Annotated in this window: 14 protein-coding genes; 3 read left to right on the top strand and 11 right to left on the bottom strand. The window is 63.2% G+C overall.

The annotated features are described in order from the left end of the window. Positions 1-21: 21 nt before the first annotated feature. The 3 genes from ALTAJ2_RS17245 to ALTAJ2_RS17235 form a co-directional block, all read right to left on the bottom strand. Positions 22-3,177 (bottom strand): PAS domain S-box protein, encoded by a 3,156-nt coding sequence (locus tag ALTAJ2_RS17245; protein WP_007109707.1) that lies wholly within the window; start codon positions 3,175-3,177, stop codon positions 22-24. Between the two features lie 52 nt (positions 3,178-3,229). Next, positions 3,230-4,285, bottom strand: a complete 1,056-nt coding sequence (locus tag ALTAJ2_RS17240) for a DNA-methyltransferase (protein WP_007109708.1) — start codon at positions 4,283-4,285, stop codon at positions 3,230-3,232. Positions 4,286-4,471: 186 nt separating this feature from the next. After that, on the bottom strand, positions 4,472-5,026 hold the full coding sequence (locus ALTAJ2_RS17235) for a hypothetical protein (protein ID WP_007109709.1): 555 nt from the start codon (positions 5,024-5,026) through the stop codon (positions 4,472-4,474). Between the two features lie 314 nt (positions 5,027-5,340). Between ALTAJ2_RS17235 and ALTAJ2_RS17230 the strand changes: the two genes are divergently transcribed. Further along, entirely contained in the window at positions 5,341-5,976 is a 636-nt protein-coding gene (locus ALTAJ2_RS17230) for a hypothetical protein (protein WP_007109710.1), read from the top strand. A gap of 8 nt (positions 5,977-5,984) precedes the next feature. On the opposite strand, the gene ALTAJ2_RS17225 is transcribed toward ALTAJ2_RS17230, so the two are convergent. Continuing rightward, the gene (locus ALTAJ2_RS17225) at positions 5,985-6,578 is read right to left on the bottom strand and encodes an NADPH-dependent FMN reductase (RefSeq protein WP_049900546.1); all 594 of its coding nucleotides are present in this window, start codon (positions 6,576-6,578) and stop codon (positions 5,985-5,987) included. A gap of 135 nt (positions 6,579-6,713) precedes the next feature. Between ALTAJ2_RS17225 and ALTAJ2_RS17220 the strand changes: the two genes are divergently transcribed. Further along, positions 6,714-7,703 (top strand): hypothetical protein, encoded by a 990-nt coding sequence (locus tag ALTAJ2_RS17220; RefSeq protein ID WP_007109712.1) that lies wholly within the window; start codon positions 6,714-6,716, stop codon positions 7,701-7,703. Positions 7,704-7,794: 91 nt separating this feature from the next. Here the strand turns inward: ALTAJ2_RS17220 and ALTAJ2_RS17215 are convergent, their stop codons facing one another. The 5 genes from ALTAJ2_RS17215 to ALTAJ2_RS17200 all read right to left on the bottom strand — a co-directional run bounded on the left by ALTAJ2_RS17215 (position 7,795) and on the right by ALTAJ2_RS17200 (position 11,249). Beyond that, the gene (locus tag ALTAJ2_RS17215) at positions 7,795-8,193 is read right to left on the bottom strand and encodes a hypothetical protein (RefSeq protein ID WP_049900484.1); all 399 of its coding nucleotides are present in this window, start codon (positions 8,191-8,193) and stop codon (positions 7,795-7,797) included. Between the two features lie 263 nt (positions 8,194-8,456). Further along, positions 8,457-9,452: a linear amide C-N hydrolase gene (locus ALTAJ2_RS17210; RefSeq protein WP_007109714.1), complete on the bottom strand. Its 996-nt coding sequence runs from the start codon at positions 9,450-9,452 to the stop codon at positions 8,457-8,459. 263 nt (positions 9,453-9,715) lie between these two features. After that, the gene (locus ALTAJ2_RS17205) at positions 9,716-10,414 is read right to left on the bottom strand and encodes a hypothetical protein (protein ID WP_007109715.1); all 699 of its coding nucleotides are present in this window, start codon (positions 10,412-10,414) and stop codon (positions 9,716-9,718) included. 272 nt (positions 10,415-10,686) lie between these two features. After that, positions 10,687-10,827, bottom strand: a complete 141-nt coding sequence (locus ALTAJ2_RS19860) for a hypothetical protein (protein ID WP_007109716.1) — start codon at positions 10,825-10,827, stop codon at positions 10,687-10,689. Next, a complete protein-coding gene (locus ALTAJ2_RS17200) occupies positions 10,824-11,249 on the bottom strand; it encodes a helix-turn-helix domain-containing protein (RefSeq protein WP_007109717.1) in 426 nt (141 codons plus the stop codon). Before ALTAJ2_RS17200 ends, ALTAJ2_RS19860 begins: the two co-directional genes overlap by 4 nt. Before the next feature lie 151 nt (positions 11,250-11,400). Here ALTAJ2_RS17200 and ALTAJ2_RS17195 point away from each other — a divergent pair, with 151 nt between their 5' ends. Further along, positions 11,401-11,733 (top strand): MarR family transcriptional regulator, encoded by a 333-nt coding sequence (locus ALTAJ2_RS17195; RefSeq protein ID WP_338041748.1) that lies wholly within the window; start codon positions 11,401-11,403, stop codon positions 11,731-11,733. A 113-nt stretch (positions 11,734-11,846) separates the two neighbouring features. Here the strand turns inward: ALTAJ2_RS17195 and ALTAJ2_RS17190 are convergent, their stop codons facing one another. Together ALTAJ2_RS17190 and ALTAJ2_RS19300 are read right to left on the bottom strand one after the other, a co-directional pair. Further along, entirely contained in the window at positions 11,847-12,656 is an 810-nt protein-coding gene (locus ALTAJ2_RS17190; RefSeq protein ID WP_144240270.1) for a hypothetical protein, read from the bottom strand. A gap of 383 nt (positions 12,657-13,039) precedes the next feature. Next, entirely contained in the window at positions 13,040-13,573 is a 534-nt protein-coding gene (locus tag ALTAJ2_RS19300) for a hypothetical protein (RefSeq protein WP_144240269.1), read from the bottom strand. Positions 13,574-13,912 lie beyond the last annotated feature (339 nt).

Below are 13,912 nucleotides of genomic sequence, written 5' to 3'. Positions count from 1 at the left end.
ACTGCCGATTGAGGTGGTTAATCAGTTAACCCCCGTCGTGGTCGATCCCTCGAACAGCGCCGCGAACAGTTTCCGTTCGGCGGACCGAACGTGCTTGTGGAAGGCGGGCGACGAGATGCCGAGCGACGAGGCGATCTCTTCGCCGTTGGCCCGCCGGGGCCACTCGAAGAACCCGCCGTGGTAGGCCGTCTGGACGACCTCGTGCTGTCGATCGGTGAGTCGCTCGAGCAGGGTGCTGCGCGCGGGGCCGCCGAGCGTCGACCGGTTCGCGGTCGACTCTTCGCGTCGAGCGACCAGCGACACCGCCGGACCGCTTCGAGAGATACCCGAGAGGACATCGCGGACCTCGGCCGTCTCCGGAACGTCGATGATCGCACGCCCGCCGGAGGGGTCCGCACCGAGTTCCCGCAACCGGGCTCCGTGGGCATCGACGATCGAGCCGAGGAAGGGCTCAGTCAGTCGTACCTGGAGGAGCATCTCGTCCTCGTGCTCGGCGATCGTCGACACCGCGGCGACCCCGTCGATCGCGGACCGATCGACGGTCACCGCGGGATCGTCCGCCGGGTCCTCGACGGCGACGAAAACGATCTGCGACCCGTCGGCCCGTCTCGTTGCACCCTCGTACGTGAGTGCATCGTCGAGCACGTCCGCGAGCCGACACAGGGTCGCGTCGGCGGCGATCTCGAGTTCGACTTCGGTGTGGTCGTCGCCGACGAGCGCGTTCTTTCGTTTGACGGCGTCGATCGCGTAGGCGATGGTTTCGCCGAGTTCGGCCAGCATCGACCGCAGCGTCTCGTCGAACGCGTTCCGTTCCTCGCCGTAGATCGACAGGACGCCGTAGAGGAAGCCGTCGTAGACGAGCGGCACTGCGTACGCGGACTGGAAGTTTCGCGACAGTGCCTCGCCCCGCCACTCGCCGTCGTGGATCGACTCGGCGACGTTGTCGACGTAGACCGGATCCCGCGTGCGAGCCGCCCGTCCCGTCGGTTCGGCGGCCGACTCGGCGACCGTCGTCACCGCAACGGCATCGAGATATCCCCGATCTGACCCGGCGCGGGATCGCGACCGGAGTTCGTTCCCGCTCGGGTCCGGCTCGCCGATCCAGGCCAGCGAGCACGACTCGAGGTCCGCGAGACGCTCGGGAACGCCGCGTTCGATCTCGGCTCGGGAGTCGGCCAGCAGGAGGTGCTGTTCGATCTCCTGGCGCACCTCGTTGGCGGCGTTGAGTCGCTCGAGGTGTCTGTTTTGCCGCTTGAGTTCGTGCTCACGGTCGTGGAGTCGGCGCGTCCGACCGATTCGATCGAGCGCGGCTTCCGCCGTCGCCGCGAACAACTGAACGAGTTCGACGGTGTCCTCGTCGTACTCGCCGGCGGCAGTCGACAGGGCGACCAGTACCCCGTGTTCGCCAAGCGGAACGTAGAGCCCGCTCCGTGCGGCCGTCGCCTCGTCGTAGACGTTGTGTTTGCCGCTGATATCGTCGTAGACGGCCGATTCGCCGGTAACGAACGCCTCCCAGGCGATGCTTTCGTCGGGCCGGAGCCGCGATGGCGGATCGAGCGCGGGCTCGAGGGTCGGCGAACGCGCCTCGGCGACGAGTTCGTTGTGCTGGTCGTCGTACCGGTAGACGACGCTGTCGAGGCCCAGTACGTCGGTCGCGACGTCGATGATGTACTCGGAGGCTGCCTCCTTCGAATCGACGCTCAGCAGATGGCTGGTCGCCTCGTGTAACGCGTTGAGCGTCTCCTGGTACTGCACCCGTTCGGTGACGTCGTTCGCGACGCCGAGAACCCGATCGACGGCCCCGCCGTCGTCCGTGATCGGCCGATACCACGCCTCGAAGACCCGGTCCCCGAGCGGTCGCTGCGAGTGGACCGCCTCCCCCTCGAGCGCCGCCCGGATGTCGGCACGGGCGTCCGGATACTCCGCAAGCAGGTCGGTAAAGGACTGCCCAACGATGTCGGTCGAGTCGAACCCGAGGTTCGTGAGCCCGCGTCCCTCCGAGAGCGTGAACGTTCCCTCGTCGTCGAGGACGAACAACACGACCGGGACGTTCTCGACGAGGGTCTGCAGGCGTTCCGTCCGTTCGGTCAAGTCCCGTTCCCGTTCGACGCGCTCGGTCACGTCCTGCCAGTAGACGGAGAGCCCCGCCGGCGACGGATAGAGACGGGCCTCGATCCAGCTGTCACAGCGCTCCAGATACCCCTCGAACGTGCGGCGTTCCTGGTGCTCCATCGCTTCGAGCGCTTCGCGCTGGAATATCGTTCCTTCCAACTCCGGGAACACGTCGAGTATCCGCCGACCGAGCAGATCGGACCTGGTGAAATCGAGGTGCTCGAGGGCGCGGTCGTTGACGTACGTGAACCGCCAGTCCCCGTCGAGGGCGTAGAACGCGTCGGTAACCCGTTTGAACGACTCGTCTAGCTCCTGTTCGATGCGGTGGTGCTCGGTGATATCCCGAATCGAGGCGACGATGCCATCGACGATACCGTCATCGAGTCGATTCGTCAGAACGGCTTCGTGGACGTACCAGTACCCATCGGAATGTTGGCACGTGTATTCGATGGTCCGCGTCGTTCCGCAGTCGGCCGCGCGGATGGCGTCGAACTCGTCGGCCACCGACTGGCTGTCGTCGGGGTGGACGTGCTCGAGGATGTCGTTGCCGCAGAGTTCGTCCGTCTCGAACCCGCCGACGCGCTCGACCGACGGACTGATGTACGTAATCTCGCCGTCGGTGTCGACGACGAGCAGGAGATCGGACGACTGTTCGATCAGCGTCTGGTACCACTCCGCCTGCCGCGTCTTCGATCGCCGTATCGCGGCGAACTCGACCGCCCGCCGGAGCCGCCGAACCAGGATCGCCGGCTCCTGAATCGTCGTCTTGGCGATCACGTCGGGATCGCCACGGAGGTCGTCGAGCGACTCGATGCGGGTCGGATCGGCGGCATAGACGACGGGAGCGGCCTCGCCGACGATACCGAGAACGTCCTGGTCGTCGGTCAGGACGCAATCGACCTCGTCGAGCCGATCGTCGGCGAGGTCGGCTAGGGTCGGGACCGCGTCCATCACGGCTACCGATTCGTCGGCGAGCCCCGCCGTCGCCCCCTGCATCCACTCGGAGGAGCCGACCGGGAGGACTCGGACCGGGGTCGTCTCACCGTCCTCGAGACCGCAGGTCATAGTGTTGCGTAAACGGGAACGAATAAAAAGCCCGCGTCGGCTCAGGTGCGGCTCACTCGAGGGAAAGCGGCGCGTGCTCGACTCGGTAGCCGTCCTCGATCCCGTCGACGGCGCGCACCTCGCGCAGACGAATCCCGCGTTCCATCTTGGTGACGACCGGGGTGTCGTAGTAGTCGGCCTCGTACTCGAATCCCGTCCCCTCGTCTCGTCGGCGGTCGACGAACGACCGGTGGCGCTCGAGGCGCGCACGACCGACCGACCGCGACAGCGCCGGCACCTCGTCGACGCCGTCGTCGAACACCGCGAGGAAGGCGCCCTCGAGTTCGGAGCCGACGGAGTGCCGACCGGCACACATCGCCGCCAGCGTGGTCGTTCCCGTGCCCCAGAACGGGTCGAGGACGGTGTCGCCGTAGGCCGAGTACATACAGATCAGCCGATAGGGGATCTCGAGCGGGTAGGCCGCGGACCGCTCGCGGAGGTCGTCGTCGGCCGACCCGTCGATCGACTGTAGCTCGCCGGTTACGTCGGTCCAGACGTCGGTAAACCAGCGGTTGCGTTCCTCCCAGAAATAGGCGGCCTCGTAGCGCCGGTCGGCCCGCGGTTCGAACTCGCGGCTCCGAGCTCCCTTCCTGAAGACCAGAATGTACTCGTGTTCCAGCGTGACGTAGGCGTTCGGCGGGATCATCCCGCTGCCCATGAACTTGGCCGCGCTGTTTGCCGGCTTTCGCCAGAGCACGTCCGGAAGCGGTTCGAACCCTCGCTCCTCGAAGGCCTCGAGCACGCGCGCGTGATTCGGATAAACGCGGAAGCTGCCGTCGACCGACCGGGTCGCGTCGCCGACGTTGATGCAGGCGATCCCGCCGTCGACCAGGACGCGCTCGAGTTCGTCCCAGACGCACTCGAGTTGGGCGTGCATCGCCTCGAAGGCGTCGTAGCCGTCCCCGGCTGCCAGCGCGTCGCCGATCGCGGGATCGAGTTCGGTAAACAGGTCGTCCCACATTTCGATCATCGGATACGGCGGGGAGGTCACGACGAGTTCGACGGACTCGTCGTCGACTGCCGAGAGATCCCGGGAGTCGCCGACGAACACGCGATGGGTCGTCTCCATTGGCTCACACTGTCGGCGTGGCTCCCTTATCTCCTTCGTCAAGGCGACGGCTCGAGCCGCAGGCGGGAGACACGGCGGTCCCGAGACGACGGCACGGACGCGACGCGACAACGGGACACCGGTCCGGAAACGCGACGAGCCCGCGCCAAAACAGGTCTGCTACGGTACGCCCACCGGCGGTGATCGCTACTCCTCCGTTTCCTCGTCGGTCTCCTCGCTCTCGGCCGTTTCGATCTCCGATTCGGCTTCGTCCTCGTCGTCGATCTCCCCGCTCGTCGCCGGTTCGAACTCCTCGATCGGCTCCCACTCCTCTTCCTCGCTGGACGAGAGGCGACGCCGGAGCACCACGGCCCCTACGACGGCACCGACCGCCAGGAGGAGTTTCGGGAGTCGCGAACGAGATCCGTCTTCGGTCTCCTCGGATTCACTGGGCATTTTGGATGTCGTCTCGGTCGATTCGTCGGGCGTTTCCATTACGTCTTCGATGAGTTTCGGTTCCGCTAGCTCCTCGATCGGCGACTCCTCGAGTTCGGGCGACTGCCGCCCAACCAGAAAACCGACGGCCGCACCGAGGCCGAACAGCGCCCCCGCAAGCGGCAGGCGGCCGCCGGAACTGGAGCCGTCCGCTTCCTCGACGGCCTCGAGAATCGACTCGCGCATCGGCGATTCCATCCCCTTAGTGACCGCTTCCTTGACGAGGAGTTCCGACAACGTGTCGTCTTGTTGTTCCATCTCGGGCATTAATCCGCCACGACCACACCGCCGTACATAGTTCTATTCCCCGTTTCCGTGAGCCGCCCGGCTCCGGCGCGGCGTATTCAGCCGTTACTCACTGCGGCGGGGCGGCCAACACCACTCTACCGCCGCGCCGCCGCGGCTCCGACGACCATCGCGAGCCGCGGTTTTCGGCGGCCGTTCGTCCCGATCGAGCACCCGTCGCGATCGATAAACCGGGGGCTTCCCGCGGTATAAGATCGTCTCGACGCGGCGCGTCGCCGCTCGATCGGGAGAACGCCTTCCATAACGAAAGGGATCGGGCGGAAACCGATCGTGATATGAGCGTCATCCGCCAGCCGGAGGTGCTCGGCCGAACGACGCGACGGCGCGTCGTCGGCGTCACCGCAGCGCTCTCGGCTGCGGCCCTCGAGACCGTCGGCGTCGGGCTCTGGTTCGGTCTCGTGGTCGGCTCGCGGACGACGGCGACCGCGCTGGCGGGGCTGGGCGTTCTCTTCTGCGGGGCGCTGCTCAGAACGGGCGTCTTCGGTGCGACGGTTACCGACCTCGAGACCCTCGTGGAACCAATCCGGCTCGGTGCGGCGCTCGTGCTGACGGCCGGCTGGATCGGCTGGCTGTTCGTCGCCGAACTGATCGGAGGGGGCGTCGGTATCGCCGTCGGAACGGCCGTTCTCGCGGGCATCCTCACCGGACAGTTCGCCCTCGAGCGCCGCGCGTTTCGACCGCGGCCGGGCGACGGGGCGACGGTCGTCCCGGGACTGGTGCTGGCCGCCGGCGCATCGGTCCTGCTCACGACGGCCTGGTTTTTCGACGGGGGACTCTCCTCACCGCCGCTCTCGCTGGGGCTCACGACGGTCGTCGTCGAAATCACCGCCCTGCACGTCGGAATCCTCGTCTTTGCTCTCTCGAGCGCTTTCGCCCACCAGCGCCGATTGCAGCGCGCGCTCGATCCCTGACGACGCGCTCACTTCCCCTGTGCGCCCACGTTCTGATCGCTCTCGAAGGAGTCCGGGTCCGGTTCGATCCTCGCGTACTGGACCGCGCGCCGACCCAGCGTTCGGACCCGTTTCTCGAGGGCCGGATCGATGAACTCGCCGTCCTCGAGCGCCGCGCTCGCGTTCGGCACCGCCGCCTCGTGGGGAATCACCCACGCGTTCAGCGCTCGACAGACCGAGCGCATGTGCTCTACGGCCGTGACGGGGAAGGCCCCGCCCGAGACCGCGAGCAGCCCGACGGTCGTGTCCGCGAACTCGTCGAAGCCACAGTAGTCGAGCGCCGTCTTGAGCGGCGAGGCGTAGGAGCCGTGGTACATCGGCGAACCGAGGATAATGGTATCCGCCGCACGAACGCGCTCGGCCAGGCGTTCGGCATCCCCCGCGTCTTCGCGGTCGCGGTCCGCGTCGAAGATCGGTAACTCGTACTCCCGGAGATCGAGCAGTTCGGTGGTCGCACCCGCCCCTGCGGCGGCGTCGAGGACGGCCTCGAGCGCGGTCCGCGTGTGGCTCTCCGCGCGGAGACTGCCACAGAGTGCAGCCACGTGGACATCGCTGTCGCTCATGCCCGTTCCGACGACCGGCAGCGGGAAAAGACGCCCGAAAAAACCGGTCGCTGTGACGAGCGTGATCCGACGCGGTGGGTTGTCTCGATCGCCCGATCCGACGCCCATTTCTCTCGGGAATTCGAACGGGTCCCCGTGCAGTCGCTCCTCTCCGTGCTGCTCGAGGAAGCGCTCCCGCGCGTGCTGACCATCACCCTTCTGATCGGTGCGGGCGTGGGACTGGCCAACCTCGCGGTCGAGTACGGACTCGTCACGGTCATCGCCCGGGTAGGTCGCTATCTCACGGAGCCTGCGAACCTGCCACCGGAGGTCGGGACCGCCATCTTGACGAATACCGTCTCGGTGACGGCGGGGTACGGCATGCTCGCGGAGTTCCGTGAGGACGGCTTCCTCGACGATCGTGCCACGCTAATCGCCGTGGTCATCAACACGTTCTTCGGCTTCCTCCAGCACATCTTCACCTACTACGGTCCAGTCCTCGTGCCGATCCTAGGGCTCCAGGTCGGACTTATGTACGTCGGCGCTCGCGCCGGCATCTCGCTTGCGATCTCGCTCGTCGGCCTGCTCGCCGGCTCCGTCCTCCTGCGTGGCTCCGAGTACGACCGCAGCGTCGTCGAACCCGAGACGCCCGACGCGGACGTACGAACGCACCGGGAGAAAGTCCGAACCGCCGGGGAGAGTACGCTCGAGCGGCTGCGTTCGATTGTCCCGCGACTGACGATCGTCTACTCGCTTGTCTTCGTCGCGCTCGCGCGCTCGGAGCGGATTCTCGACGGGGTCGCGGCGGTCGGGATCGACGATCCGGGGGTGCTCCTCGAGCCGGTCGCCGGCCTGCTGGGGCTGCCGAGTGCGGCGGTACCGGTGATCCTCGTCTCGCTGGTGGACCCGACGACCGGTGCGATCACCGTCGCGCCCCTGATCGGCGACGTGCTGACGCCGGACGAGGCGGTGATCACGCTGCTGGTCGGCGGCCTCGTCTCGCTGACAATCGGGACCGTCAAGCGCTCGATCCCGTTCCAGTTCGGTATCTGGGGGGCGGAGTTCGGGACGAAAGTGATCGTCGTCAACGTCTGTCTGAAAGCCGCCTTCATTCTCGTCGCGATCGGCGTTTTCTTCCTCGCGTAGGTGTGTTCGGCGACCGAACCGCACGATCGCATCGGGAACCGACGCGAGCGCTACGCGGCGATCGGGCGGCGAAACGAAAAAGCGGGCGACCTTACGCGGCAGTCGTGTTCGCGCTCGAGGTCTTGATACTGCCGTAGACGCCGGCGAGCGAGAGGACCGCGATGAGCGCCCCCGCGACGCCGTTGATGCCGAGCACCAGTTCCCGTTCGACGCCGAACGCGACCGTCGGCGCGACCGCGATCCAGATGCCGAGCACCGCGAGGATCCCCGCGAGCACGATACTCGGCGATCGCTGTTCACCGGTTCGATACGCGTGTACCGACGCGAGGAACGCGGTCAACCCACCGACGAGGACGTTGTGAATTCCCATCGTTCCCGTAATCGTGAAGACGGCCGTCGACACCATGACGAACGCGCCGAGGGCCGCCGACAGCCCGGCCGTTCGTTCGACTAACACCGACGAACTGTCCGCTGGTCGTGTCCGACTCATACGTCGGATGTAGTAAGCGCCACCTATTTGAGAGCGTCGATCGTATCCGCCAGCTGGCACCTTCACTGGCCGCGAGAGATACGGGATCGGTCCGGAGCCGGCATCGCGCCGGCTGCTCGCTGTTGTTCGCTCGCCACGTGCACTTTTCGAGCGACTGTCGTTCCGAGAAGACGTCGATACCGTCCCGAACGGGAGATCATCGCGGGTCGGCCATTCGTGACCGCCGCCGTGGCCGTATCGGTGCCCGCCGAAAGCAGTTCGGCTCAACTCGATGGAGCGGGGACGCCGAGAAACTCGAACGGTTCGGTCTCGACGAGTTCGCTGGCGACATCGCCAGCGAAGACGTTCGTCTGATTCTCACCGAGCGATAGCGATCGACTCCCGGCAGCGGCGTCGAAATCGATCCCGTCGAGGTCCAGCCAGAAGACGTTCGGCGAGAGCGCCGACTCGAAGTAGTAGCGTCGGTCTCGGTGATCGGCGACCGTCCGCCAGCGCGTCGAGGAAATATGTGGGTCGTCCGGCGTGCTGATCCCGTACGGCACGGAGACGTTGCGGATCGCACCGAAGACGCTCGCCGTTACGGTCCGACGGTTTCGTGTCTGCGGGATCGCGTCCACATAGAAACTCGCGCGGGCGAATCGGTCGGCCGGTCGGTTCGTTCCCGGTAACAGGACTGTACCACCGATTTCCGACCAGTACTCGTCGAGTGCGAGTTGCCGGTCGAACGGCGGGGAGTTCGTCATCACCTGATACTCCCGGTCGTGATGGATCGTTAACTCGCCGTCGACGTACTCGAGGACGGCGCTGTCACCCGTCGCGTCCGATATGGATAGATGCAGGGTCGCGAGCCGTCCTTCGTCCGGGATCTCGTCGGAAACGACGACGAAGTCCTCGTCCCGGTGCTTTTCGACCGCCTCCGCGACCGTCGCGAAGTTGTCGAGGACGTACTGCGCCCACAGCGAGATCGAGAGTCCGGGCGTATCGCCGTTCCACTCCGGATACTCGGATTCGGTGAGCCACAGGACGTTCGCGACCAGCCCTGCCTCGTTCATCCCGTCGGTCGTCGCGAGATCGTACGCGGAGGCGATGACACTGCCGTACGCTGCGGTCCACTCCATCGAGGCCGGGCCGACGTTGCCAGTTCGCTCCATTCCGCGTGGGAAGACCCAGACGTTGGTTCCGATCTCGCTGTGCCAGTCCATCGACCGGCCGGTGAGGACGATGTTTTCGGGTCCGAGATACACCAATCGCGTACACATCTACGGCCTCCCTCCGATCTCTCGACCACTGTGCGTTCGCCGTCCGAACATGATCCTGCCGTACCTCGAGCAGGACCATAAGTTGCGGCCGGTCCGAACTGATACGTCACGGCTGGGTAGTGGTCTCTCCCTCGAGTTTGGAAGAGAGCGTGACGACCGGGGTGCCAGCCCGATCGAGGGGACCGTTGGATGAGAAGTCGACCGCGATGGAACGCACACCACCGAACCGTCGGCTCACGGACGGAGGGTGGTGGATCGGCGAGTCAGTTATCGAGCATCGAGAGGACGTACAGCACCAGCCGCAGGATATGGATGAAGACGCCCATCACGGCGACGTAGATGCCGATGGCGTTCCGGATCGGACTCGCGTACCTGCTCTCCTTGACGGCCCAGATCTCGTACGTGAGGTCCGTAACGAACCCGAGGAAGAACAGGACGGAGGCGAAAATCATGAGCATGGGATTGATGAAAAACCCGACGGCGCCAGCGGCGAACCCGGCGATGAACAGCCCCTTGGAGTAGGTCTGCCAGCGCGCGAACGACCGATCAGTACGGAAGACGACTACCACGATGCCGGCCGTGAGAAGCCCCGTAATGACCGTCGTAACGGCGAGGGCCGGAACGCGAAGCGCGGACGGTGCCATCACGAGAATCGCCGAGCCGAGAAGCGTATAGCCGACCTGGATCAGCGTTACGCCCGCGCCTGCGATCGGCATGTTCCCTTTCGCAATCCCCGTATTCGAAACCCAGAAGCCGCCGCCGATCGTGACGGCGAAGGTACCGATTCCGACGAAGTAGTTCGAGAAGAGGACGAGTCCGAGGTCCGCGAGCGGGGTGTAACTCCCGACGAGCATCAACAGGATGTTCACCGCGACGAGTGCGGTCGCGATCCCCGCGACCTTCGAGATGTCGACCGTGGACGCGTACTGTTCGGCCTGCTTACTGCTATGAACCGATGACATATTCGTCCACACAACTCTAGAATACACTGATAACTATTACTGTATCAGATACGTAGCAAAACGAGCGGCACGAAATCGATCTCTCGGAGGTCACCGACCCGATATCGGCTGTGACAGCTGATTTGCTTCGGGGCTCTAACTGTTCGATGGATTACCACTCACTGTTACCGTTAGGGAGACAGGCGACGGCGACGAAGACGCACAACGCCGGATTGCCGGACTCGAGGACGACGGTCCCACGCGGACCGGGGACCCGTGACGGCGGGACTCGATCACGCGATCTGGGTCCCGTCGTCGTCGAGGGCGAGCAAACAATCGTCACAGAGCCACCAGCCCACGAGCGGATCGCGTTCGGGGATCGGTGCCCCGCAGTCGGGACACCGCGGAGGCTCGTCGCGTGAGTCGGTCGTCATCCGTCGGTTTCTCGCGTGGGAGTGCCGTCAGCACGATCGACGAGAATCAGCCCGCAGGCGTCGGCGAGGCGTTCGATGCGCGCCCGCAAGAGGGCTCGGCCGGCGTCGGTTGGTGTATACTCGACCCGGCCGTCGCCCCGCCGCTCCCCGCGCTCGAGGAGGGCGTGACCGACGAGGACCGTAATCGTGGGGTACAACCGGGTGTCGTCGAGGTTCGGATACGTGTGCTCGAGTTCGCGGGCGAGCGCGGCTTCGTGAGTCGGCTCCCCCTCGCGCTCGAGGCACGCGATCCCCTCGAGACAGTCCCGCTGGAGGGCCGTAAGCGACGGCCACCGCCGCCCGCCATCGGCCACGAGTCGCTTTGATCCCGGTTCGTCTGCTCGAGCGGGGGGTTCAAAGCCCCGCGGGTCGTCGTCGTGCATGGCTTCCGGTAGTGGGTTTGGGAACTGATTGCGGCCTGGTGCTAGAACACCGGGCCATCGATTTTGACCTGTGAGATGCGAATTTACACAGTCTCTATCTAACATTCATTTAGTTGTAGCCACTAATAGTTTGTTCAAACACCTATCTGGTATGTCTTCAACAAACAAGAGATGTGTGTTCGAGGAGTATAGGACGGTCAGAACTGTATGCAGGGTAATGAGGTTGGATGCAGACTGGATGGTCAGAGCAGATGATCGGATCTTGGAATTTCTCAGGGAAGAGGGACCGCACCCACCCTCGAAAATGGAAACCGACGAACGAATCAAGTTCGGGGCGGAATATCTCGGCCGGCGGTGCAGGGACTACCTCTGTCCGCATGGACTCGTGAAGAATCTCGGAAACGGCGTCTATGCGATCACCGAAGACGGTGATTCGTACTTGAATGGGGAATTAGATGTGAGTCAAATCGAGCCTCGAGATTGAGTACGGATCGACTGTGTCTGCGCCCCGTCATCGCCATCACCGACCACGAACGTGGCGGTAATCCGGAGAGTACCGTGCGTTCGGTGTGAGAGTACTTGCATGGGACATTCGGTTTAGAAGTTACAACGTCCGTTGCAGAGATCGACCGGCGCCCCAACGATGCTTCCGTTCTCTAAATTCTTCACTGTTAACTCGATTTTGACGTCTTCGCCGCGCATATCCACGTTGGCCGGGCGTGAATCGGGATCGCGGAACTTATTGAACTCGAACGTAATCGACATCGAGTCAGTATCCCCGTCGCTTTGGTGGTCCAGCACCGGCTTCGGTGTCATCTCTCGTTGGGTTGAGTCTGACGTGTTGTTGTCGATGGGAATCCAGTCGGTGACGTACTCGGTCCCGTCGTTTGCGTTGAACAGACTGCCGCCGCCGCTGACGTACTCGGCGGTCGTCGTCGTCTCGATAATACCGATTTTACGCAATTCCACGTCGACATCGCCGGTGTTTTCGAGAGTGAAAGTTAATTTGCCGCTGTTGCCGGCGGAGCTGACGCTCCCGCTCAGTTCGAGGTTGTTGATGACCGGCACGTTGATGGTGCGTGTGACTTCGATGCGACCAACGGTTGCCTCGCCGTCTTTGAGAAGTGCAGTCCCGTCGAAGGTCACCTTGTCGTCACCTTTGACCGCCACGTCCGCGTTGGCTCCCGCACTCAGCGAGAACGTCACGGGGTTATTGTCATTGTCACTGTCGGTCACCGGGTCGTTGATGTCCCATCTGATTTTGCTTTCGTCCTCATACGGGGCGGCGTCCAGTGTAATATCCATCGCGTATGGGGAATTGTTGGTAAAGACGTTGTCCACCGTCGAATCGCTCAGTCCCTCCATCCCGAGTAGTGCGTTGGAATCACTTGCAACCTCGGCACCCATACTTCTGCCGACAGTAATATATTCATATGCGCTAGTTGATACAATCCCGCAACCGATAAGCGCTGCTCCGAGTCCGAAAAGGGATCGACGCCGCGAAACAAGGCCTGCTGAGCGACGATCGCGACTACGCATCGGTTCTTGACCGACATTGGATGGTTAGACGGAAACACCTATCGGCCCAATTGACACCCAGTAAGAACTTACTGTATCGAAAACTGAAAACGCCGACAAAATAGTATATAATATGTTTTATAATTGGCTGCTAGATGATTATCATGTCAGGGGAACGCTGTTATGCGAGTTGCAGGTGCGATGGAGGTCTGGCGTCGATACGTACTCTACACATCCGAGTGGTAACACTAACTCTTCCCAACAGTCGTCATCTATTTCTCTTCAGTTCGGTTCAAATGCACACCCAACACAGCGATAGCGACGGCTAACAAAACCATCCAGACGACTATTGCCGCACCGACGGCGAATAGGAGATTGGGTCCAGCGAGGGCCACGAAGACATCTAAGTAACGGACCACGTAATGGGCTACCCAGAGAAGGAGGAGCCCCGCGATGATGTAGAGTCCTGTTCCGACTGTCCTTCTCGGAGACTCCTTTCGGACGAGGAGCGCGAACGTGAGAACGGCGATAACTGGGAATGGAAGTAGCGACTCCCACTGTAAGTTTATAATTTCGTAGCCCACGTATCCTGCGACTAGAGCAATCCCGACCGCTGCGATCGTCACCCACACATGTGTTGGAAGATACCCGTCATCAGAGGAAGATGCTCCTGCCCCCGCCTCCACACCTGAGCCGTCTGTCACCACTTCCTTAGCGGCAGTTCCCTCAAACTGATCGCTGCTGCATTCGGGGCAACTGTGTCCGCTATCGACAGTCGCACCGCACACTCGACAGTCCCACGTCATTTTTGAGGCCCCCAATAGCGATTCATATTCGTTCGTCCATTCTTGTTGGAGAAATGTCTTGTGGGGCCAGTTGGCGATGTTTCCCTATCTTCTTCGAAGTCAGGTCCGAGTGGCTGAGTGATATAATCGAACATACTCTTGACTTAGTCCTACTGGAGTGAAGTTTTCCCATAGAATCTGGGAGTTAAGATACAAAATTATACCAGCCACCATTCAAGAGAACTGCCAGACAGAGATAAACACCGGAACCTGCACGACTGAAATATTCTACCCGGCGGAGTGGTTCAGTTACAAGCGACCCACCTCTGTCCGTGGGTTATGGGTGAGTTGAGGAAGTAG

The sequence above is a fragment of the Natrinema altunense genome (assembly GCF_000731985.1).
In the GTDB taxonomy this organism is placed as follows: domain Archaea; phylum Halobacteriota; class Halobacteria; order Halobacteriales; family Natrialbaceae; genus Natrinema; species Natrinema altunense.
The sequence above is the reverse complement of the archived record's forward strand: the minus strand, read 5'-3'. Positions and strand labels throughout refer to the sequence as shown.

What these genes read in the sequence shown, in the direction of transcription:
- ALTAJ2_RS17195 (WP_338041748.1), top strand. Translation starts at nt 11,401, where the DNA reads ATGTCTTCAACAAACAAGAGATGTGTGTTCGAGGAGTATAGGACGGTC.
- ALTAJ2_RS19300 (WP_144240269.1), bottom strand. Translation starts at nt 13,573, where the DNA reads ATGACGTGGGACTGTCGAGTGTGCGGTGCGACTGTCGATAGCGGACAC.
- ALTAJ2_RS17190 (WP_144240270.1), bottom strand. Translation starts at nt 12,656, where the DNA reads ATGGGTGCCGAGGTTGCAAGTGATTCCAACGCACTACTCGGGATGGAG.
- ALTAJ2_RS17235 (WP_007109709.1), bottom strand. Translation starts at nt 5,026, where the DNA reads ATGCCCGAGATGGAACAACAAGACGACACGTTGTCGGAACTCCTCGTC.
- ALTAJ2_RS17245 (WP_007109707.1), bottom strand. Translation starts at nt 3,177, where the DNA reads ATGACCTGCGGTCTCGAGGACGGTGAGACGACCCCGGTCCGAGTCCTC.
- ALTAJ2_RS17205 (WP_007109715.1), bottom strand. Translation starts at nt 10,414, where the DNA reads ATGTCATCGGTTCATAGCAGTAAGCAGGCCGAACAGTACGCGTCCACG.
- ALTAJ2_RS17230 (WP_007109710.1), top strand. Translation starts at nt 5,341, where the DNA reads ATGAGCGTCATCCGCCAGCCGGAGGTGCTCGGCCGAACGACGCGACGG.
- ALTAJ2_RS17225 (WP_049900546.1), bottom strand. Translation starts at nt 6,578, where the DNA reads ATGAGCGACAGCGATGTCCACGTGGCTGCACTCTGTGGCAGTCTCCGC.
- ALTAJ2_RS17215 (WP_049900484.1), bottom strand. Translation starts at nt 8,193, where the DNA reads ATGAGTCGGACACGACCAGCGGACAGTTCGTCGGTGTTAGTCGAACGA.
- ALTAJ2_RS17200 (WP_007109717.1), bottom strand. Translation starts at nt 11,249, where the DNA reads ATGCACGACGACGACCCGCGGGGCTTTGAACCCCCCGCTCGAGCAGAC.
- ALTAJ2_RS17210 (WP_007109714.1), bottom strand. Translation starts at nt 9,452, where the DNA reads ATGTGTACGCGATTGGTGTATCTCGGACCCGAAAACATCGTCCTCACC.
- ALTAJ2_RS19860 (WP_007109716.1), bottom strand. Translation starts at nt 10,827, where the DNA reads ATGACGACCGACTCACGCGACGAGCCTCCGCGGTGTCCCGACTGCGGG.
- ALTAJ2_RS17240 (WP_007109708.1), bottom strand. Translation starts at nt 4,285, where the DNA reads ATGGAGACGACCCATCGCGTGTTCGTCGGCGACTCCCGGGATCTCTCG.